The sequence below is a fragment of the Palleronia abyssalis genome (assembly GCF_900302445.1).
In the GTDB taxonomy this organism is placed as follows: Bacteria; Pseudomonadota; Alphaproteobacteria; order Rhodobacterales; family Rhodobacteraceae; genus Palleronia; species Palleronia abyssalis.
Genome location: NZ_ONZF01000006.1, coordinates 166,080 through 187,888 on the forward strand (window position 1 = coordinate 166,080; position 21,809 = coordinate 187,888).

The 21,809-nt window shown below is 63.2% G+C and carries 17 protein-coding genes; 2 read left to right on the top strand and 15 right to left on the bottom strand.

Translation table 11 applies throughout. The annotated features are described in order from the left end of the window. Window positions 1-3 precede the first annotated feature (3 nt). The 15 genes from rpsS to rplJ form a co-directional block, all read right to left on the bottom strand. Window positions 4-282 (bottom strand): 30S ribosomal protein S19, encoded by a 279-nt coding sequence (rpsS, locus tag PAA8504_RS14070; protein ID WP_108894826.1) that lies wholly within the window; start codon window positions 280-282, stop codon window positions 4-6. A 3-nt stretch (window positions 283-285) separates the two neighbouring features. Next, window positions 286-1,128: a 50S ribosomal protein L2 gene (gene rplB, locus PAA8504_RS14075; protein ID WP_108894827.1), complete on the bottom strand. Its 843-nt coding sequence runs from the start codon at window positions 1,126-1,128 to the stop codon at window positions 286-288. A gap of 140 nt (window positions 1,129-1,268) precedes the next feature. Next, window positions 1,269-1,565, bottom strand: coding sequence for a 50S ribosomal protein L23 (locus tag PAA8504_RS14080; RefSeq protein ID WP_108894828.1), 297 nt, complete (start codon window positions 1,563-1,565; stop codon window positions 1,269-1,271). Next, a complete protein-coding gene (gene rplD / locus PAA8504_RS14085; protein WP_108894829.1) occupies window positions 1,562-2,182 on the bottom strand; it encodes a 50S ribosomal protein L4 in 621 nt (206 codons plus the stop codon). The genes PAA8504_RS14080 and rplD overlap by 4 nt, the downstream gene beginning before the upstream one ends. Next, the gene (gene rplC / locus PAA8504_RS14090) at window positions 2,179-3,051 is read right to left on the bottom strand and encodes a 50S ribosomal protein L3 (RefSeq protein ID WP_108894830.1); all 873 of its coding nucleotides are present in this window, start codon (window positions 3,049-3,051) and stop codon (window positions 2,179-2,181) included. The genes rplD and rplC overlap by 4 nt, the downstream gene beginning before the upstream one ends. Before the next feature lie 2 nt (window positions 3,052-3,053). Beyond that, window positions 3,054-3,374 carry a 30S ribosomal protein S10 gene (rpsJ, locus tag PAA8504_RS14095; RefSeq protein WP_036175718.1) on the bottom strand — a complete coding sequence of 107 codons (321 nt, stop codon included), beginning with the start codon at window positions 3,372-3,374 and terminating at the stop codon, window positions 3,054-3,056. A 128-nt stretch (window positions 3,375-3,502) separates the two neighbouring features. Continuing rightward, entirely contained in the window at window positions 3,503-4,678 is a 1,176-nt protein-coding gene (tuf, locus tag PAA8504_RS14100) for an elongation factor Tu (RefSeq protein WP_108894741.1), read from the bottom strand. 60 nt (window positions 4,679-4,738) lie between these two features. Then, complete coding sequence (gene fusA, locus PAA8504_RS14105; protein WP_108894831.1) at window positions 4,739-6,880, bottom strand: elongation factor G; 2,142 nt, start codon at window positions 6,878-6,880, stop codon at window positions 4,739-4,741. Between the two features lie 33 nt (window positions 6,881-6,913). Continuing rightward, the gene (rpsG, locus tag PAA8504_RS14110; protein WP_108894832.1) at window positions 6,914-7,384 is read right to left on the bottom strand and encodes a 30S ribosomal protein S7; all 471 of its coding nucleotides are present in this window, start codon (window positions 7,382-7,384) and stop codon (window positions 6,914-6,916) included. Window positions 7,385-7,396: 12 nt separating this feature from the next. Continuing rightward, window positions 7,397-7,768 carry a 30S ribosomal protein S12 gene (gene rpsL, locus PAA8504_RS14115; protein WP_036175706.1) on the bottom strand — a complete coding sequence of 124 codons (372 nt, stop codon included), beginning with the start codon at window positions 7,766-7,768 and terminating at the stop codon, window positions 7,397-7,399. A 512-nt stretch (window positions 7,769-8,280) separates the two neighbouring features. Further along, window positions 8,281-9,117 (bottom strand): glycosyltransferase, encoded by an 837-nt coding sequence (locus tag PAA8504_RS14120; protein ID WP_108894833.1) that lies wholly within the window; start codon window positions 9,115-9,117, stop codon window positions 8,281-8,283. 122 nt (window positions 9,118-9,239) lie between these two features. After that, window positions 9,240-13,472: a DNA-directed RNA polymerase subunit beta' gene (gene rpoC, locus PAA8504_RS14125; RefSeq protein WP_108894834.1), complete on the bottom strand. Its 4,233-nt coding sequence runs from the start codon at window positions 13,470-13,472 to the stop codon at window positions 9,240-9,242. Between the two features lie 64 nt (window positions 13,473-13,536). Next, window positions 13,537-17,694, bottom strand: coding sequence for a DNA-directed RNA polymerase subunit beta (gene rpoB, locus PAA8504_RS14130; RefSeq protein ID WP_108894852.1), 4,158 nt, complete (start codon window positions 17,692-17,694; stop codon window positions 13,537-13,539). 233 nt (window positions 17,695-17,927) lie between these two features. Further along, on the bottom strand, window positions 17,928-18,308 hold the full coding sequence (gene rplL, locus PAA8504_RS14135) for a 50S ribosomal protein L7/L12 (protein ID WP_108894835.1): 381 nt from the start codon (window positions 18,306-18,308) through the stop codon (window positions 17,928-17,930). A 67-nt stretch (window positions 18,309-18,375) separates the two neighbouring features. Then, a complete protein-coding gene (rplJ, locus tag PAA8504_RS14140; protein ID WP_108894836.1) occupies window positions 18,376-18,894 on the bottom strand; it encodes a 50S ribosomal protein L10 in 519 nt (172 codons plus the stop codon). Window positions 18,895-19,209: 315 nt separating this feature from the next. On the opposite strand from rplJ, the gene PAA8504_RS14145 reads away from it, so the two are divergent. Beyond that, on the top strand, window positions 19,210-20,004 hold the full coding sequence (locus PAA8504_RS14145) for a YkgJ family cysteine cluster protein (RefSeq protein ID WP_108894837.1): 795 nt from the start codon (window positions 19,210-19,212) through the stop codon (window positions 20,002-20,004). Window positions 20,005-20,308: 304 nt separating this feature from the next. Continuing rightward, window positions 20,309-21,664 carry an oxygen-independent coproporphyrinogen III oxidase gene (hemN, locus tag PAA8504_RS14150; protein ID WP_108894838.1) on the top strand — a complete coding sequence of 452 codons (1,356 nt, stop codon included), beginning with the start codon at window positions 20,309-20,311 and terminating at the stop codon, window positions 21,662-21,664. Window positions 21,665-21,809 lie beyond the last annotated feature (145 nt).

The following is a 21,809-nucleotide window of genomic DNA, read 5'->3' on the forward strand; positions in this document are numbered from 1 at the left end:
GGCTTACTTCCTCTTGGCTTTCTTGTCCGCCGCGTGACCGTAATAGGTGCGGGTCGGAGCGTATTCACCGAATTTCTGACCGATCATTTCTTCGGAGACGTTCACCGGCACGTGCTTCTTGCCGTTGTACACACCGAAGGTGAGGCCGACGAATTGCGGCAGGATGGTGGAGCGGCGCGACCAGATCTTGATGACCTCGTTGCGGCCCGACTCGCGGGATTTCTCGGCCTTCTTGAGGACGTAAGCGTCCACGAAAGGCCCTTTCCAGACGGAACGTGACATGGGTTACCGGCCTTTCTTGCGGGCGTGACGCGAGCGTACGATGAGCTTCTGCGACGCCTTGTTCTTGTTGCGGGTGCGGGCGCCCTTCGTGGGCTTGCCCCAAGGCGTGACCGGGTGACGACCACCCGAGGTCCGACCTTCACCACCGCCGTGCGGGTGGTCGATCGGGTTCATCACGACACCGCGCACGCTGGGACGCTTGCCATAATGGCGGTTGCGGCCGGCTTTACCGATGTTCTGGTTCGAGTTGTCGGGGTTTGACACGGCACCGATGGTGGCCATGCATTCCTGACGAACCAGACGCAACTCACCCGAGGAGAGCCGAATCTGCGCGTAGCCGCCGTCGCGACCGACGAACTGGGCGTAGGTGCCCGCGGCGCGCGCGATCTGGCCACCCTTGCCGGGCTTCAGCTCGATGTTGTGGATGATCGTCCCGATGGGCATGCCTTGGAAGGGCATCGCGTTGCCGGGCTTCACGTCGACCTTCGCGCCCGAGACGATCTTGTCACCCACGGCCAGACGCTGGGGTGCCAGGATGTAGCGTTGCTCGCCATCGGTGTACTGGATCAGCGCGATGAAGGCGGTCCGGTTCGGGTCGTATTCGATCCGAACGACGACAGCCTCGACGTCGTGCTTGGTGCGCTTGAAATCGACGATGCGATAGAGCCGCTTCGCCCCGCCGCCGCGGCGACGCTGGGTGATCCGTCCGGTGTTGTTCCGGCCGCCATGCTTGGTCAAACCCTCGGTGAGGGCCTTGACCGGGCGTCCTTTCCACAGCTCCGAACGGTCGATCAGAACCAGCCCGCGCTGGCCAGGCGTCGTCGGCTTGTACGACTTGAGTGCCATGCTTTCTGTCTTCCGTTTCTGTGGCGATTCCGGGATCCCCGTTCGGGTGGGGCGGAACCGCGGATGGTGAAGGGCCCCGAAGGTCCCCAAAGGACACGGCCCCGGATTGGCTCCGGGGCCGCGAAGAATGTGGCCTGCTATTACAGGCCCGTGGTCACGTCAATCGTATTACCCTCTTCGAGGGTCACATACGCTTTCTTGACCGTGTTGCGGCGGCCCATGATGCCGCGGAACCGCTTGGCCTTGCCCTTGGTGATGGTGGTGTTCACCGCCTTCACCTTGACGTTGAAGAGGGCCTCGACGGCCTCCTTGATCGCAGGCTTGGTCGCGTCCTTGGCCACCTCGAAGACCACGGCGCCGTATTCGGACGCCATCGTGGCCTTCTCGGTGATCACGGGCTTGCGGATCACGTCGTAATGTTCGGTCTTCGCGCTCATTTCAGTCGAGCCTCCAGAGCTTCGATCCCCGCCTTCGTGATCACCAGGGTGTCACGCTTGAGGATATCGTAGACATTGGCGCCCACCGACGGCAGTACGTCGACGCCTTCGATGTTCCGCGCGGCCTGCGCGAAGTTCTCGTTCACCGACGCGCCGTCGATGACCAGCGCGCGCTTCCAGCCAAGCTCGCGGACTTTCGAGGCCAGCATCTTGGTCTTGGCTTCAGCCAGATCGGCGTTTTCAAGGACGATGAGGTTGCCCTCTTTCGCCTTCGCCGACAGGGCGTGGCACAGGCCAAGCTTGCGGAACTTCTTGGTCAGCTCGTGGCCGTGGCTGCGCGGGGTTGGACCCTTATAGATACCACCCTTCCGGAAGATCGGCGCGTTGCGGTCACCGTGGCGTGCGCCGCCGGTGCCCTTCTGGCGATAGATCTTCTTGGTCGAGTAGCTGGTCTCGGACCGGGTCTTGACCTTGTGGGTGCCCTGCTGCGCGTTGTTGCGCTGCCAGCGGACCACCCGGTGGAGGATGTCGGCGCGCGGCTCGAGCCCGAAGATCTCGTCGTCGAGATCCACCGACCCGTTCTTGCCGCCGTCGAGCGTCAGGACATCGGTTTTCATTCGTCACCTTCCTTCTTCTCGGCGTCCGAGTTGTCGGTCTGGGCCGACTCGTCCGAGATCTCGGCCTCGGCTTCCTTCAGCGCGGCCTCCTGCTCGGCGGCCAGACGCTCCTGCTCGGCGCGTTCGGCTTCCAGACGCTCGGCTTCCGCAGCCTCGGCGGCTTCGCGGGCGGCCCGCTCGGCTTCCTCGGCGGCGGACTTCAGCGCGGCGGGATAGATCACGCCGTCAAGGGCGGGCTTCTTCACCGCATCCTTGATCGTGACCCAGCCCCCCTTCGAGCCCGGAACGGCGCCCTTGACCATGATCAGGCCACGGTCGGCGTCGGTCTTGACGACCTGCAGGTTCTGCGTGGTCACGCGGGCAGCGCCCATGTGTCCGGCCATCTTCTTGCCCTTGAACACCTTGCCGGGGTCCTGGCACTGACCGGTAGAGCCGTGCGAACGGTGGCTGATCGACACACCGTGCGATGCACGCAGGCCGCCGAAATTGTGCCGCTTCATGGCACCGGCAAAACCCTTGCCGATCGAGGTGCCGCTGACGTCGACGAACTGACCCGCGAAATAATGGTTCGCGGTGATCTCTTCGCCCACGTCGATCAGGTTCTCGGGCGCAACCCGGAACTCGGCAATCTTGCGCTTGGGCTCGACCTTGGCGACGGCGAAGTGACCGCGCAGGGCTTTCGAGACGTTCTTCGGCTTGGCGGACCCGGCGCCCAGCTGGACGGCCGTGTATCCATGGCTTTCGGCCGTGCGCGTTGCGACGACCTGAAGCTTGTCGAGTTGCAGGACGGTGACGGGCACTTGCCGGCCGTCGTCCTGGAAGATCCGCGTCATGCCGATCTTCTTGGCGATAACACCAGAGCGCAGCATGATCAGCCTCCCATAACCTTGATGTCGACAGCGACACCGGCAGCGAGGTCGAGCTTCATCAGCGCGTCCACGGTCTGCGGGGTCGGATCGACGATGTCGAGCATCCGCTTGTGCGTGCGGATTTCGAACTGGTCGCGCGACTTCTTGTCCACGTGGGGGCCACGGAGGACGGTGAATTTCTCGATCTTGTTGGGCATCGGGATCGGTCCGCGGACGGACGCGCCGGTACGCTTGGCGGTCGAGACGATTTCCTGGGTGGAGCTGTCAAGCACCCGGTAATCGAACGCCTTGAGGCGAATACGAATGTTCTGGCTGGCGGCCATTGTTCTCTTTCCCTGGACAGGGTGGCGGTCGAGAGGTGGACCCGGGCTCATTCCCGGGCCCACATCGGACCATATTTAGGTCCGGGCGCGCAGGGCGCCCGGCAAATCGCGACGGTCGGTCTGCGCGATCACTCGATGATCTTGGAGACCACGCCGGCGCCGACGGTGCGGCCGCCTTCGCGGATGGCGAAGCGGAGCTTCTCTTCCATCGCGATCGGTGCGATCAGCTCGACGCCGAAGGACACGTTGTCGCCCGGCATCACCATCTCGGTGCCCTCGGCCAGCTGAACCGTGCCGGTCACGTCCGTCGTGCGGAAGTAGAACTGCGGACGGTAGTTGGCGAAGAACGGCGTGTGACGGCCACCCTCTTCCTTGGTCAGGATGTAGGCCTCGGCCTCGAACTTGGTGTGCGGCTTAACCGAGCCGGGCTTGCAGAGAACCTGGCCACGCTGCACGCCTTCACGGTCGATGCCGCGCAGCAGCGCGCCGATGTTGTCGCCGGCTTCACCACGATCCAGCAGCTTGCGGAACATCTCGACGCCCGTGCAGGTCGTCTTCTTGGTGTCGCGGATGCCGACGATCTCGATCTCGTCGCCCACGTTGATCACGCCACGCTCGACGCGACCGGTCACGACCGTACCACGACCCGAGATCGAGAACACGTCCTCGACCGGCATCAGGAACGGCTGGTCCACCGCACGCTCGGGCGTGGGGATCCAGTCGTCGACGGCGGCCATCAGCTCGCGGATCGAGTTCTCGCCGATCTCGGGGTTCTCGCCGTTCATCGCCGCCAGGGCCGAGCCCTTGACCACGGGGATGTCGTCGCCAGGGTACTCGTAGGACGACAGAAGCTCGCGGATTTCCATCTCGACGAGCTCCAGAAGCTCCTCGTCATCCACCTGGTCAACCTTGTTCATGTAGACGACCATGGTCGGGATGCCGACCTGGCGGCCCAGCAGGATGTGCTCGCGCGTCTGGGGCATGGGGCCGTCGGCCGCGTTCACCACCAGGATCGCGCCGTCCATCTGCGCGGCACCCGTGATCATGTTCTTCACGTAGTCGGCGTGGCCGGGGCAGTCGACGTGGGCGTAGTGACGCGCCTCGGTCTCGTACTCCACGTGCGCGGTCGAAATCGTGATACCGCGGGCCTTCTCTTCGGGCGCGCCGTCGATCTGGTCATACGCGCGGAAGTCGCCGAAATACTTCGTGATCGCCGCCGTCAGCGTCGTCTTGCCGTGGTCCACGTGACCGATCGTCCCGATGTTCACGTGCGGCTTGTTACGTTCGAATTTTGCCTTCGCCATGATGGCCTCCTGTCGTCTGGATGGGCGGGCCGGTCCTGCCGGCCCGCAATGTCTGTGCGCTTACGCGTATTTCGCCTGGATCTCTTCCGAGATGTTCTGCGGCACCGGCTCGTAATGGTCGAACAGCATCGTGAACTGCGCGCGGCCCGAGGACATCGAGCGCAGGTTGTTGATGTAGCCGAACATGTTGGCCAGCGGTACGAAGGCATCGATCACGATGGCGTTGCCGCGGGGCTCCTGGCCCTGCACTTGGCCGCGCCGCGAGGTCAGATCGCCGATGACGTTGCCGGTGTATTCTTCCGGCGTCACCACCTCAACTTTCATGATCGGCTCGAGCAGCTGCGCGCCGGCCTTCCGAAGACCTTCCCGCATGCACATCCGCGACGCGATCTCGAACGCGAGGACCGAGGAGTCCACGTCGTGGAACTTGCCGTCGACCAGCGCGACCTTGAAGTCGATGACCGGGAAGCCCGCCAGCGGACCGGAGTCCATGACCGACTTGATGCCTTTCTCGACACCCGGCACGTATTCCTTCGGCACCGAACCACCGACGATGCGGCTCTCGAACGAGTAGCCTTCGCCCGGTTCGGTCGGCATGATCTCGAGCTGGACTTCAGCGAACTGACCGGACCCACCCGACTGCTTCTTGTGCGTGTAGGTGTGGTTGATCTGCTGCTTGATCGTCTCGCGATAGGCCACCTGCGGCGCACCGATATTCGCCTCGACCTTGAACTCCCGCTTGAGGCGGTCGACCAGGATGTCGAGGTGAAGTTCGCCCATGCCCTTCATGATCGTCTGGCCCGACTCGAGGTCGGTTTCGACGCGGAAGGACGGATCCTCGGCCGCAAGACGCTGGAGACCGGTGGACATCTTCTCCTGGTCGGCCTTCGTCTTGGGCTCGACCGCGATCTCGATGACGGGATCGGGGAAGGTCATGGTTTCCAGAACGACCTGCTTTTGCGCGTCGGACAGCGTATCGCCCGTGGTCGTGTCCTTCAGACCGGCCAGCGCGATGATGTCGCCCGCATAGGCGTTCTCGATTTCCTCGCGGTTGTTCGAGTGCATCATCATCATGCGCCCGATGCGTTCCTTGCGGCCCTTCGTCGTGTTCAGGACCGAGTCGCCCTTCGACAACGTGCCCGAATAGATCCGGGTGAAGGTCAGCGTGCCCACGAAGGGGTCGTTCATGATCTTGAACGCCAAGCCCGAGAACGGCTCTTCGTCGTCGGCGTGACGGGCGATGTTGCGCGTCTCGGTCTCGTCATCGGGCGAGAAGCCCATGTAGGCGGGCACATCAAGAGGACCGGGCAGGTAATCGATCACCGCGTTCAGCAGCGGTTGAACACCCTTGTTCTTGAAGGCGGACCCGGCCAGCACAGGCACGAAAGCCATTGAGAGCGTACCCTTGCGGATCAGCTCGCGCAGCTTCGGCTGATCCGGCTCGACGCCTTCCAGATACTGCTCCATCGCATCGTCGTCCATTTCGACGGCGATCTCGATCAGTTCCTGGCGCATCTCCTCGGCGCGGTCCTTCAGCTCGTCGCGAACGTCCTGCACGACCCACGAGGCACCGAGATCCTCGCCTTTCCAGACCCACTCCTTCATGGTCACAAGATCGACGATGCCTTCCAGCTGATCCTCGGCCCCGATGGGCATCTGGATCGGCGCAGGGATAGCACCCGTGCGGTCCTTGATCATGCGGACGCAGTTCCAGAAGTCGGCGCCGATCTTGTCCATCTTGTTGACGAACACGATGCGCGGAACCTTGTAGCGGTCGGCCTGACGCCAGACGGTCTCCGTCTGGGGCTCAACACCGGCGTTGGCGTCCAGAACTGCAACGGCACCGTCGAGCACGGCCAGCGAACGCTCGACCTCGATGGTGAAGTCGACGTGGCCGGGCGTGTCGATGATGTTGAAGCGGAAGGACGCTTCCTGCGGCGTGTCACCGTAGATGCCGGTCGTGGTCTGACCGTCCTCGGTGCGGAACCACATGGTCGTGGTCGCGGCCGAGGTGATGGTGATCCCGCGTTCCTGCTCCTGCTCCATCCAGTCCATCGTCGCGGCGCCGTCATGGACTTCGCCGATCTTGTGGGACTTGCCGGTATAGAACAGGATGCGCTCGGTGCAGGTGGTCTTGCCGGCATCAATGTGGGCCATGATGCCGAAATTGCGGTAGCGTGAGAGCGAATAATCGCGGGGCATGATGCGTCCTCGTGTGTTCGGGCTGCCGCCGTTTTACCAGCGGTAGTGGCTGAACGCCTTGTTGGCGTCGGCCATCTTGTGAGTGTCTTCGCGCTTCTTAACGGCCGAGCCACGATTGTTCACAGCGTCGACCAGTTCGGCGGCCAGACGCTCTTCCATGGTGTTCTCGTTCCGGTTGCGGCACGCGGTGATGAGCCAGCGGATCGCCAATGCTTCGCGACGCTCGGGGCGGACCTCGACAGGGACCTGGTAGGTCGCACCGCCAACGCGGCGCGAGCGGACCTCGACGGACGGCTTAATGTTGTCGAGGCTCTCGTGAAACACCTCGATGGGCGACCGCTTGAGCTTGCCTTCGACGCGATCGAACGCGTTGTAGACGATACCCTCAGCCACGGACTTCTTGCCGTTGTACATCAGGTTGTTCATGAACTTGGTGACCACCCGGTCGCCGAATTTGGCGTCGGGCAGGATCTCGCGCTTTTCGGCGGCGTGACGGCGGGACATGTCGTAATCCTCTTACTTCGGGCGCTTGGCGCCATATTTCGAACGACGCTGCTTGCGGTCCTTCACGCCTTGCGTGTCCAGAACGCCCCGCAGGATGTGATAGCGCACGCCCGGAAGGTCTTTCACACGGCCGCCGCGGATCAGCACGACCGAGTGTTCCTGCAGGTTGTGGCTTTCGCCCGGAATGTAGCTGATGACCTCGTAACCATTGGTCAGGCGCACCTTGGCAACCTTCCGCATGGCCGAGTTCGGCTTCTTCGGCGTCGTGGTGTAGACGCGCGTGCAGACACCGCGCTTTTGCGGGCAGCCTTCAAGATGCAGCGACTTCGAGCGTTTGACTTTGGGCTGCCGCGGCTTGCGGATCAGCTGTTGGATCGTTGGCATTCCGGTCTCATTCCCCGTGTTGCAACACTGTTCAATTCGATGGGGCGCGCGCACCCCGGTTCATTTCTTCGTCGCGAAAGGCGCGTCCGCCAAACGCAAACACCGCATCGGGCCTTGGCCCACGCGGCGGGTATCCAGAGGATCGGGGCAAATCGGGCCCGGATCGTGACCACTTCCATCAATTTAAACCCCGGCCCGGGAGTCGTCCCGGTCGCACGGTTGGCGCCGTATAGAGGTCGAGTCGGGTGGTGTCAACAGGACCTGCCGCACGCCCCATATGGGATAAGGGGGAGCGGGTGTTAAGGGGGAAATTCAGGCATTTCGGGGTCAGGCGCGACCGATCCGGTAGTGTCCCACCGCCTTGGGATTCTTTTCCGCCCGGATCGGTCTGTGCCTGTCACTGCCTCGCCGCCGCCCGTGTTGCCCGGGCTGGCATGTCAACACTGCGACCCAAATGCGCTGGGATCGCGACGCAATTGTGGCAAATTTTCGGCAATGTGGATAATCCCCATTTATGGGGAGGCATTGATGCCCGAGCCGCGTGCGTAGTGCCGCATCTCTCCCAGTTTCCGGCCAAAATTCTTCTTCAGGATCGCGTCGATCTCGCTGTTCGGCATTTCGATCTTGCGGCCCGTAACGTGCGGGTTGGCCTTGTTGTCACGATGGACGGTCCGAACGTAGGAATGGACCTTCGTGTCCAGCCAGCAGTCGAAGAACTGCGGCAACTGGCGGTGGTCCGTCTTGTAGATGTTGTCCACGTATTCCCGGGGCGCGATCAGCGCGGCCCCTACGCTGAGAGGCGTGCGTTCGCAGACCGGATAAACGGCGACATTGTTGGCCCGCTCTTCCAGAAAAAAACCCAAGTTATGCGCAAGTGCCACCGGCAGATCCCCGCCGGATATATCCAGAAGTCCCGGCGCGGTCCGTTTCAGCCGCGCCACGAAATCGTTGTCCAGCGCATCGTCATCGTCGAACCGGAACGTGATCCGGTGCGTGCAATCGTCCGGCGAAACCGCTTGGAACGCAGCCTTGATACCGGAATAATGGTGCTGAGGTTTGGCCTCGATCACGCGGATGGACGGGGTGTCGGCGATGAGGTCCGAAAGCCGGGACTTCCAGGGAGCGGGAAGGTTCGACCCGACAAGCAGGATACAGGTGAAGTCCTGATCCGTTTGCCCCTTCAGGGACGGCAGACAGAACGTCTCGAACAGGCGGAACCGGCGCTGCAGCCGTTCGGGATCGAACAGGAACGCCTCCATCGCGTCTATCCCGTCGAAGCCAGGGTAGAAATTGCCGATCGTCGCGAAGGAAAACCGGACCAGCCCGACGACTTGAACCCTGTGAGACATGCGCGCACCCCCTGCCCCGTCTTCTTTCAGCGAAGCCGCGCGGTCAACATCGCGTATGGCCAAACGAAAACGCCCCGCGCCGAAGCGCGGGGCGTGTGATGCCGGAGCATCGGTGTCGAAGGTCAGTCGCGGCTTTCGGGGACGTCGATCACGTCCACATCCGCCTCGATCGCCTCTTCCGTCGGCGCCGCCAGTGCCGCAGCCTGTTCGGCTTCGGCCTGCGCGTTCTTCAGGACCGTGAGGTCCCGTTCGGCCGCGATGCGGCGCACCTTCTGGGTGGCCCCACCGGTACCGGCCGGGATCAGACGACCGACGATGACGTTCTCCTTCAGGCCCACCAGCTTGTCGCGCTTGCCCTGAACCGAAGCCTCGGTCAGCACTCGGGTGGTCTCTTGGAAGGACGCCGCCGAGATGAACGACCGGGTCTGAAGCGACGCCTTGGTGATGCCCAGAAGGATCGGTTCGCCCTGAGCAGGACGGCCGCCCTTCTTCGTCGCCTTCTCGTTCGCCTCGTCGAACTCGACCTTGTCGACGTGCTCGCCTTTCAGAAGCGTCGTGTCACCGCTGTCCTGGATCTCCCACTTCTGGAGCATCTGACGGACGATGACCTCGATATGCTTGTCGTTGATCTTCACGCCTTGCAGTCGATAGACGTCCTGCACCTCGTCGATCATGTAGTCGGCCAAGGCTTCGACCCCCATCACCGCAAGGATATCGTGCGGTGCCGGGTTGCCGTCCATGATGTAGTCGCCCTTCTTGACGAAGTCGCCTTCCGCAACCGGGATATGCTTGCCCTTGGGCACCATATACTCGATCGGGTCGGCCCCCTCCTCGGTCGGCACGATCGCGATCCGGCGCTTGTTCTTGTAGTCGCGCCCGAACTTTACATGACCGTCGGCCTCGGCAATGATCGCGTGATCCTTGGGACGGCGTGCTTCGAAGAGTTCGGCCACACGCGGCAGACCACCGGTGATGTCCTTCGTCTTCGCACCTTCCCGCGGAATACGCGCCAGTACGTCACCCGCCTTCACATCCTGCCCGTCCTCGACCGACAGAATGGCGTCGACCGACATCGTGTAGGTGATCGGGTTGCCCTGATCGTTGCGCAACGGCTCACCGTTCTCGTCCGCTAGGACGATCTCGGGCTTCAGATCGCTGCCCTTCGGCGCAGAACGCCAGTCGGACACGATCTTCTGCGTCATGCCGGTCGCATCGTCCGTCTCGTCCCGGACCGAGATGCCGGTGATCAGATCGACAAGCTTCGCGCGTCCGGTGGCCTCGGCGATGATCGGCAGGGTGTAGGGGTCCCACTCGAACAGACGATCCCCGCGCTTGACGTCGGACCCGTCCTCCACGTGGAGAGTGGTGCCGTAGCCCAGCTTGTAGGACGCCCGCTCGACGTCGTTCTCATCGATGATCGCAAGGGTCATGTTGCGGCCCATGACGATCTTGGCGCCGGACTCGTTGGCCAGGGTGTTCGCGTTGCGATACTCCACCTTGCCCTCGTGGCCCGACTCCTGGAACGACTGCTGGCTGCCCTGTGCAACGCCGCCGATGTGGAAGGTCCGCATGGTCAGCTGGGTGCCCGGCTCACCGATGGACTGAGCCGCGATGATGCCCACGGCCTCGCCCTGGTTTACCATCGTGCCGCGGGCAAGGTCGCGCCCGTAGCACATGGCGCAAACACCTTCTTCCGCCTCGCAGGTCAGGGGCGAGCGGATGCGCGCCTCGGGGATGCGCAGTTCCTCGACCATGTCGGCCTTGCGCTCGTCGATCAGCTCGCCGGCCTCGACGATCACCTCGTCATTGGCCGGGTTCATGATGGCCTCGGCCGCGACACGGCCCAGTACACGCTCACCCAGCGTGGCCACGACCTCGCCGTCATTGACGGCAGGGCGCGCGGTCACGGCGCGGTCGGTGCCGCAATCGTGCTCGCGCACGATGCAGTCCTGCGCCACGTCCACCAGACGGCGGGTCAGGTAGCCCGAGTTCGCCGTCTTAAGCGCGGTGTCCGACAGACCCTTCCGGGCGCCGTGGGTCGAGTTGAAGTATTCAAGAACGGTCAGGCCTTCCTTGAAGTTCGAGATGATCGGCGTCTCGATGATCTCGCCCGACGGCTTGGCCATGAGGCCCCGCATACCGCCCAGCTGCTTCATCTGGGTAACCGATCCACGCGCACCCGAGTGGGCCATCATGTAAACCGAGTTCGGCTCATGCTCGGCCCCATCGGTCATGCCCGGGGTCGAGATGGTGGTCATCATCGCGTCGGTGACCTTGTCGTTACACTTCGACCAGGCATCCACGACCTTGTTGTACTTTTCGCCCTGGGTGATCAGGCCGTCCATGTACTGCTGTTCGAAGTCCTTCACTTGCTCGCGGGTATCTTCCACGATCGGCCACTTCGTATCGGGAACCACCATGTCGTCCTTGCCGAAGCTGATGCCGGCCTTGAACGCCTCGCGGAACCCCATGGTCATGATCTGGTCGCAGAAGATGACCGACTCCTTCTGGCCGCAATAGCGGTAGACGGTGTCGATGACCTGCTGGACTTCCTTCTTGCGCAGAAGGCGGTTCACCAGATCATAGGGCGCCTTGGCGTTCAGCGGCAGAAGCGCGCCAAGCCGCACGCGACCCGGCGTCGTCTCGAACCGGCGCACGACTTCCTCGCCCGTTTCCGGGTCGATCTGCTTCATACGGGCTTCGATCTTGGCATGCAGGTGCACCGCACCGGCATCCAGCGCGTGCTGCACCTCGTCCACGGACGAGAAGACCATGCCCTCGCCCTTCATGCCCTCGCGCTGCATCGTGATGTAATACAGACCAAGGATCATGTCCTGCGACGGCACGATGATCGGCGCGCCGTTGGCGGGCGACAGCACGTTGTTCGTGGACATCATCAGGACGCGCGCTTCAAGCTGCGCTTCCAGCGAAAGCGGCACGTGAACTGCCATCTGGTCGCCGTCGAAGTCGGCGTTGAACGCCGAACAGACAAGCGGGTGAAGCTGGATCGCCTTGCCTTCGATCAGGATCGGCTCGAACGCCTGGATGCCCAGACGGTGCAGCGTCGGCGCGCGGTTCAGAAGAACCGGGTGCTCCCGGATGACCTCGTCGAGGATATCCCACACCTCGGGACGCTCTTTCTCGACCAGCTTCTTGGCCTGCTTGACCGTAGAGCTGTAGCCCTTCGCTTCGAGCCGAGAATAGATGAACGGCTTGAACAACTCGAGCGCCATCTTCTTCGGCAACCCGCACTGGTGCAGCTTCAGCTCGGGGCCGGTCACGATGACCGAACGGCCCGAGAAGTCGACCCGCTTGCCCAGAAGGTTCTGACGGAAGCGACCCTGCTTGCCCTTCAGCATGTCGGACAGCGACTTCAGCGGACGCTTGTTGGCGCCTGTGATGACGCGGCCGCGACGGCCGTTGTCGAACAGCGCGTCGACGGATTCCTGCAGCATCCGCTTTTCGTTACGGATGATGATGTCCGGCGCGCGCAGCTCGATCAGCCGCTTGAGGCGGTTGTTCCGGTTAATGACCCGGCGATACAGATCGTTCAGGTCCGAGGTCGCAAAGCGGCCGCCATCCAGCGGCACCAGCGGGCGCAGCTCGGGCGGGATGACCGGGATGACCGTCATGACCATCCACTCGGGACGGTTGCCGGATTCCAAGAAGCTTTCGACGATCTTCAGACGCTTGATGATCTTCTTGGGCTTCAGCTCGCCGGTGGCTTCCTTCAGCTCTTCGCGCAGACGGTCGGCCTCGGCTTCGAGGTCGATCATCGACAGCATCTCACGGATGGCTTCCGCGCCGATATTGGCGGTGAAGGCGTCCATGCCGTACTGGTCCTGGGCGTCCATGAACTCTTCTTCGGTCATCATCTGACCGTAGGTGAGGTCCGTGAGGCCCGGCTCGATCACGACGTAGTTCTCGAAGTACAGAACCCGCTCGAGGTCACGCAGCGTCATGTCCAGCATGAGGCCGATGCGCGAGGGCAGCGACTTCAGGAACCAGATATGGGCGCAAGGAGCGGCCAGTTCGATATGGCCCATGCGCTCGCGGCGGACCTTCTGCAGCGTGACTTCCACGCCGCATTTCTCGCAGACGATGCCGCGATACTTCATCCGCTTGTACTTGCCGCAAAGGCACTCGTAGTCCTTCACCGGCCCGAAGATACGGGCGCAGAACAGCCCGTCACGCTCGGGTTTGAAGGTCCGGTAGTTGATCGTCTCGGGCTTCTTGATCTCGCCGAAGGACCACGAAAGGATCCGCTCGGGGCTGGCCAAAGAGACCTTGATCTCGTCGAAGGTCTTCGGAGCCGCCAGAGGCGAGAACGGGTTGTTGACTAGTTCCTGGTTCATTTTCCGTCCTTAAACGTAAGGGTGCATTGGGGGGACGGGGCCGGCGTCGTGCCGGCCCCAAAGATCACTCGGCGTCTTCGCCTTCGATCTCTTCCGCGTCCTCCGCATCCAGGAGTTCCATGTTGAGGCCCAGTCCCCGGACCTCCTTGACGAGCACGTTGAACGATTCCGGCACGCCGGCCTCGAAGTTGTCCTCGCCCTTGACGATGCTCTCGTAGACCTTGGTCCGGCCCGCGACGTCGTCCGACTTCACCGTCAGCATTTCCTGCAAGGTGTAGGCCGCGCCGTAGGCTTCCAGCGCCCAGACCTCCATCTCGCCGAAGCGCTGTCCGCCGAACTGCGCCTTACCGCCCAGCGGCTGCTGGGTCACAAGGCTGTACGGACCGGTCGACCGGGCGTGGATCTTGTCGTCCACCAGGTGGTGCAGCTTCAGCAGGTACTTGACCCCCACCGTCACCTTCCGGCTGAACTCCTCGCCCGTGCGGCCGTCGAACAGGCGCGACTGACCGGACGTGTCGAACCCGGCCCGCGTGAGCGAGTCGTTCACGTCCGCCTCTTTCGCACCGTCGAAGACCGGCGTGGCGATCGGCACACCGCGCGTCACGTTGCCCGCGGCCTCCAAAAGCATGTCGTCCTCGAACGCGGCTTCGTCCATCACTGCGTCGCCGTACGCGATCTTCATCGCATCACGCACCGGGGTCAGGTCGCCGCTGCGGCGATAGTCGCCCAACGCATCGTCGATCTGGATCCCCAGGCCGCGCGCAGCCCAACCCATATGCGTCTCGAGGATCTGGCCCACGTTCATCCGCGAGGGCACGCCCAGCGGGTTCAGAACGAAGTCCACCGGCGTCCCGTCTTCCAGGAACGGCATGTCTTCCATCGGCACGACGCGAGAGATGACGCCCTTGTTGCCGTGACGGCCGGCCATCTTGTCGCCCGGCTGAAGCTTGCGCTTCACCGCCACGAAGACCTTGACCATCTTCATGACGCCCGGCGGCAGGTCGTCGCCCCGACGCACCTTCTCGACCTTGTCCTCGAAACGGGCATCAAGGGCGCGCTTCTGCGCCTCGTATTGCTCGTTCAGAGCCTCCATGATCTTGGCGTCGTCCTCGTCTTCGAGGGCGAGCTGCCACCACTGACCCTTGGACAGTTGCCCGTCCAGAAGCTCTTCGGTGATCTGGGTGTTGGGCTTAACGCCTTTCGGCCCCTTCACGGCCAGCTTGCCCATGATCAGCTCGCGCAGACGGGCATAAATGTTGCGGTCGAGGATCGCGAGCTCGTCGTCGCGGTCTCGGCTCAGGCGCTCGATCTCTTCACGCTCGATCTGCACCGCACGCTCGTCTTTCTCGACGCCGTGGCGGTTGAAGACGCGGACTTCCACGACCGTGCCATAGTCACCCGGGGGCAGACGCAGGGAGGTATCGCGCACGTCGGACGCCTTCTCGCCGAAGATGGCGCGCAACAGCTTTTCTTCCGGCGTCATCGGGCTTTCGCCCTTAGGCGTGATCTTACCGACAAGGATATCCGCCGGTCCGACTTCGGCACCGATATAGACGATGCCCGCCTCGTCGAGGTTGCGCAGGGCTTCCTCGCCGACGTTAGGAATGTCGCGGGTGATCTCTTCCGGCCCGAGCTTGGTGTCACGGGCAGCGACCTCGAACTCCTCGATGTGGATCGAGGTGAACACGTCGTCGCGGGTGATCCGCTCGGAGATCAGGATCGAGTCTTCGTAGTTGTAGCCGTTCCACGGCATGAACGCGACGACGACGTTCTTGCCCAGGGCCAGCTCGCCCATGTCGGTCGAGGGACCGTCCACGATGACCTCGCCCTTGCCGACCGTATCACCGGCCTTCACCAGCGGACGCTGATTGATGCAGGTGTTCTGGTTCGACCGCTGGAACTTGCGCAGACGGTAGATGTCCACGCCAGCATCCCCAAGCTCAAGATCCTCGGTCGCGCGGATGACGATCCGGGTGGCGTCCACCTGGTCGACGATGCCCGCACGACGCGCGGTAATCGCAGCGCCCGAGTCGCGGGCCACACGCTCCTCCATGCCGGTGCCGACCAGCGGCGCCTCAGCCCGCAGAAGCGGAACCGCCTGACGCTGCATGTTCGAGCCCATAAGGGCCCGGTTGGCGTCGTCATTCTCGAGGAACGGGATCAGGGCCGCGGCGACCGACACCAGCTGCTTCGGAGACACGTCGATCAGGTCGACATTCTCGTTCGGCGCAAGCGTGTAATCGCCCGACTGACGGGTCGACACGAATTCCTGGACGAACTTGCCGCCGTCATCGAGCTGCGCGTTCGCCTGGGCAACCGTATGGCGCATCTCTTCCGTGGCGGACATGTAGTGGACTTCGTCCGTGACCTGCCCTTCCGTCACCACGCGATAGGGGGTTTCGATGAAGCCGTACTTGTTCACCCGCGCGAAGGTCGCGAGGCTGTTGATCAGGCCGATGTTCGGACCTTCCGGCGTCTCGATCGGGCACATCCTGCCGTAGTGGGTCGGGTGCACGTCGCGCACCTCGAAGCCGGCACGTTCACGCGTCAGACCGCCCGGCCCGAGGGCCGAGAGGCGCCGCTTGTGCGTCACTTCCGACAGCGGGTTGGTCTGGTCCATGAACTGCGACAGCTGCGACGAGCCGAAGAACTCGCGCACCGCTGCCGCGGCGGGCTTGGCGTTGATCAGGTCCTGCGGCATGACCGTGTCGATCTCGACCGAGGACATGCGCTCCTTGATCGCGCGCTCCATCCGCAGCAGGCCGACGCGGTACTGGTTTTCCATCAGCTCGCCGACGGACCGCACCCGGCGGTTGCCGAGGTGGTCGATGTCGTCGATCTCGCCACGGCCATCGCGCAGGTCGACCAGTGCCTTGATACAGGCGACGATGTCGGCCTTGCGCAGCGTGCGCTGCGTATCCTCGGCATCGAGGTCGAGGCGCATGTTCATCTTCACGCGGCCGACGGCCGACAGGTCGTAGCGCTCGGAGTCGAAGAACAGGCTGTCGAACAGGGTCGACGCGGCCTCGACGGTGGGCGGCTCGCCCGGGCGCATGACGCGGTATATGTCCATGAGCGCGGTCTCGCGGCCCATGTTCTTGTCCTGCGCCATGGTGTTGCGCATGTACGGACCCTTGGACACGTTATCGATGTCCAGCACGGGAATATCCGTGATGCCGTTGTCCAGAAGCTCCTTCAGGGTGCCGCCGGTGACTTCGCCGTCCTTGTCGGTCTCCCAGGTCAGCTCGTCCCCGGCTTCCACGAAGATCGCGCCGGTTTCCTCGTCGATGATGTCCCGGGCGACATAGCGGCCGATGATCTGGTCGAACGGCAGCAGCAGTTCCTTGACCTTGCCTTCGTCCTTCAGCTTCTTGACGGTCCGCGGCGTGACCTTCTGGCCCGCCTCGGCGATCACTTCGCCGGTGTCGGCATCGACCAGATCATAGGCCGGACGGGTGCCGCGCACGCGGTCGGGGAAGAAGGTGGTCGCCCAGCCCTTGTTCTTCACCTGGCGGAACGGGACCTCGTCGTAATAGGTCTGCATGATCTGTTCCTGGTCGTAGCCCAGGGCATACAGAAGCGTCGTCACCGGCAGCTTCCGGCGACGGTCGATGCGCGCGTAGACCAAGTCCTTGGCGTCGAACTCGAAGTCCAGCCACGAGCCGCGATAGGGAATGATGCGGCAGGCGAACAGCAGCTTGCCCGACGAGTGGGTCTTGCCCTTGTCGTGATCGAAGAACACGCCCGGCGAGCGGTGCATCTGGGAAACGATGACCCGCTCGGTGCCGTTGACGATGAACGTACCGTTGGGCGTCATCAGGGGCATGTCGCCCATGAAGACGTCCTGCTCCTTGATGTCCTTGACCGATTTCGCGCCCGTGTCCTCGTCGACATCGAACACGATCAGGCGCAGCGTCACCTTCAGCGGCGCCGAATAGGTCATGTCGCGCTGCTGGCATTCCTCGACGTCGTATTTCGGCTTTTCCAGCTCGTAGCCGACGAATTCGAGAACGGCGGTTTCGTTGAAATCCTTGATCGGAAAGACGGATTGGAAGACGCCCTTGATCCCCTCGCCGTCCAGGGGCGCTTCGCCCTCGCCGGACTTCAGGAACAGGTCATAGGAGGCTTTCTGAACCGCAATGAGGTTCGGCATCTCCAGAACTTCGCGGATTTTACCGTAGTATTTACGCAGACGCTTCTGGCCGAGATAGCTGGTCGCCATGTAGAGTGCACCTTTTTCTTCGCGGAGATGCGGGCCCTTGGGGAAGGCCGCCCTCCGGGCGAAACGGGGGGCCGGATCCATACCTGGCTGTCCTCCCACAGACAGCCGCCCGATCCGGCACCGCACCTGGGGAAAGGCCCTGTTGGCCCTTGCCAAGACGCGGAGACCGACCCCGGACTTGTCCGGGATCGGTCAGTATCACATTCAGTGGCGGACGCGTTGCCCGCCCCCAATCACTTGAGCTCGACTTCGGCGCCGGCCGCTTCGAGCTTGCCTTTGATCTCTTCGGCTTCGTCCTTGGAAACCTGCTCTTTGACCGGCTTGCCGCCAGCTTCGACCAGTTCCTTGGCTTCCTTGAGGCCCAGACCGGTGATGGCGCGGACTTCTTTGATGACGTTGATCTTCTGAGCGCCGGCGCTCTTGAGGATCACGTCGAACTCGGTCTGCTCTTCAGCAGCCGCGCCGCCGGCGCCATCGGCCGGGCCGGCCATCATCACGGCGCCGCCAGCGGCGGGCTCGATGCCGTATTCGTCTTTCAGGATCGTCTTCAGTTCCTGCGCTTCAAGCAGCGTCAGACCGACGATTTGTTCAGCAAGTGCTTTAAGATCAGCCATTGTCTCGTTTCCGTTCGTTCAGATGTGTTCCAACGTCGCGGCTTTCAAGCCGCAAGGTCTCGCAGGATCAGGCGGCTTCCGCCTTTTCCTCGATGGTCGACAGGATGCTCGCGATATTCGAGGCGGGCGCACCGATCGCACCGGCGATGTTGGACGCAGGCGCACCAATGCACGACACGACCTGAGCGATAAGCTCTTCGCGCGACGGCAGTTTGGCGACATCTGCGACACCGGCGGTGTCCAGCTTCGTCTCGCCCATGGCGCCGCCGAGAATCTTGAACTTCTGATTCTCCTTGGCGTACTCGTCCGCCACCTTGGCCGCGGCCACGGGGTCTTCCGAGTAGGACAGGACGGTCTGGCCCAGAAGCAGGTCACCGATGTCAGCCATCGGTGCGTCCTTCAGGGCGATCTTGGCGAGCCTGTTCTTGGCAACGCGCACGGACCCGCCTGCGGCACGCATGCGCGCACGAAGGTCCTGCATCTCGGCCACCGTGAGGCCCTGGTAGTGAGCCACCACCACGACGCCAGAGCTTTCGAAGATCTGGCCGAGTTCCTCGACCACTTTCTCTTTCTGGGCTCTATCCACAGTTTCACTCCAAGTTTGGAGGGCAACCCCTCCGGCTCAGTCACGGTGTATCGGCCGATACACCGCAGTCCGAACGGGTCGTCGCACCCCTGTGGCAGCCGTGTACGGCTACGAGAGAATGTCTCTTCCCGTCTCGGGCAGGAATTATGCAAGGGGGACCCCCTACACCCACCGTCTCGGACGATCCGAACGCCCCGAAGCGAATCGCTCAAGGGTGTCCGAGTGGCCCTCCTAGAGCTTTGGGTGGGAAATGCCAAGCGGCGATCTCGTTTTTTGACATTGCGTCCCGGACGCAACAGCGGCACGTCTGACGGCATGGCTTATTCCCTCGACCCCGACACGCTGCGCCGCGGGATCGCAAGCGCCGCGCCACGCGGCATGTCTACCTCGACGCGGGACAGGGCGCGGCGCCTGATGCTGGCCTGGATCGACACCGCCATTGCCCATCGGGTCGGCGCTAATGACCTTGCCCGGGCCCTTCGCGACGGCCAAGCCGCGCGTCAGATCGCTGCAGCGCGCCGGGCCGAGATCGCCGCCGATCCACCCGACGCGATCCGCAATGCCGCCTGCGCGCCCGGATGCGCGTTCTGTTGCGTGCTGACCGACGAGGATGGGGGCACGATTTCCACCGCCGAGGCGCAGGCCGTGCATGCCGCCCTTGTTCCGATGGCTGGACAGCGTGACGGTAGCGACTGGATGCACCGCGCGTGCCCTGCCCTCGACCCCGAGACGCGGTTGTGCCGCATCTATGACGACCGACCCGAGATTTGCCGGTCCTACATCTCGACCGATGCTGCCGCCTGCGAAATCAACGCTGCGGGCGGCTCGGCGCCCGGAGGCGGTGTGATCGGATCACATGTCGATTTTCTGGCTTTGCTCGCGGTGTCGCGCGCTGCCATGACGGGCCTCGCTCAAGTTCCGACATTCGCACTGAGGGACGTCGCTGCCGCTGCCTTGAACGGCCGGGACGCGAAAGAAGCACTGAACGCCGCGCGCCATCCGCCGGTGATGCTGGACCGCGTGCAATCAGGCGCGGAACGGGGCCGGACCTACTCCTCCGGTTCCTCTTCCTCGGGTGAGCCCACGAGGACCCAGCGCCCACCGCGATAGGCCATCTTTCCGGCACCATACGCGCCTTTGACGGATGCCTTCGCAGCGAATCCAGCCGTGTTGGCGGTTCCGCTGGCAACCGTATCGCACGCGGACAAACCCAGAGCGAGGGTGATGAGAATCGTGAAATGTCGCACTTTATTACCTATTCTGGACCACGTTGTCGGACCTAAGACGTGATCATGACGGCGCCATTCAACACTGAACCACGACTGCGTGAGATGCCTGCGGGGGTCGGAAGTAAACAAGGAAAATTTGCGCTGGCTCAAAGTGCGGAGCGGTCGGGCCGTGGCAGGTTTGCGACATGACACAGATCGACCGCCTTCGCCGCTATGGCCTCTTCGATGCGCGGGTTCCGCGCTATACCAGCTATCCGACCGCGCCGGTTTTTGCGCCAGAGATCAGCGCGGGATTCCAGGAAGCATGTCTGCTGACCCTCGACCCGTCGAAACCGGTCTCGGTCTACATGCACCTGCCCTTCTGCGAGAGGCTTTGCTGGTTTTGCGCCTGTCATACCCAGGGCACCAAATCCCTGTCGCCGGTCGAAGGCTATGTGGACGCGATTGCGGCCGAGCTGTCGCTGCTGGCCGACACGCGCCCGGACGGCACGCAGATGGGCATGCTGCATTGGGGCGGCGGAACGCCTACCATCCTGCCCCCTGCCCTGATCCATAAGGTCGCGCAGGCGATCCAAGCGGTTCTGCCCCCGTCGCCGCAATTCGAGTTCTCGGTCGAGACGGACCCGACGATGATCGATGCGGCCAAGGTCGAGGCGTTGCGCGCATGTGGCATGACCCGGGCAAGCATCGGCATCCAGGATTTCGCACCCGAGGTGCAAGCGGCGATCGGGCGCCCGCAGAGCTTTGGCGTCACCCGCCGCTGCGTCGACATGCTGCGTGCCGCCGGGGTGGGATCGATCAATGCTGACCTGGTGTACGGGCTTCCCTTCCAGACGGCCGAACGGTTCCGGACGACCGTGCGCCGCGTGCTGGAGCTTGCGCCGGATCGGATCGCCCTGTTCGGCTATGCCCACGTGCCGAAGATTTCGAAGCGACAACGCCTCATCCCCACATCCGCCCTGCCCGGCGACGAGATGCGGTATACCCTGTCGCAGGAGGCCCGCGGCATATTTGAGCAGGAGGGCTATGTCGCCGTCGGCATCGACCATTTTGCCAAACCGGGGGACGCACTGGCCCGCGCCGCGACACAGGGCAGCCTGCGTCGGAACTTCCAAGGATACACGACGGACGAATGTGAAACCTTGATCGGGCTCGGGGCATCCTCGATCTCGCGGTTTTCCCAAGGCTACGTTCAGAATGCGTCGGCAACGTCGGCATATATGAAACGCATTTCGGAATGTCAGTTCGCCGGTGCGCGGGGTTACGCCTTCACCCAGGACGATCGCCTGCGCGGCCACGTGATCGAGAGGATCATGTGCGATTTCCGTCTCGATTTCTCCTTGCTTCGGACCGCGTTCGGCGAGGCCGCCGAGGCGCTGATGCCCATCCATACCCAAATCGCCCGGGATTTCGACGGGATGGTGGACCTTACCCCGGACAGGCTGACCCTGCGCCCGGAGGGAACACCGCTGGCCCGTCTGATCGCGCAACGCTACGACGCCCATGATCCGGTCGGGGCACAGTTCTCTAAAGCGTCCTGACCCGTGACACCTGCTTAACCCGGCTTATTCATCCAAATCGGTTGGGGAAGGTTGCGTGCGCCTGAAAGCGCCGTAGAATCAAGCTGCTACACCGCAATCCGCCAGCAGCTTCGGACGCACGCATGGGTGAAACTCTACGGTCGGT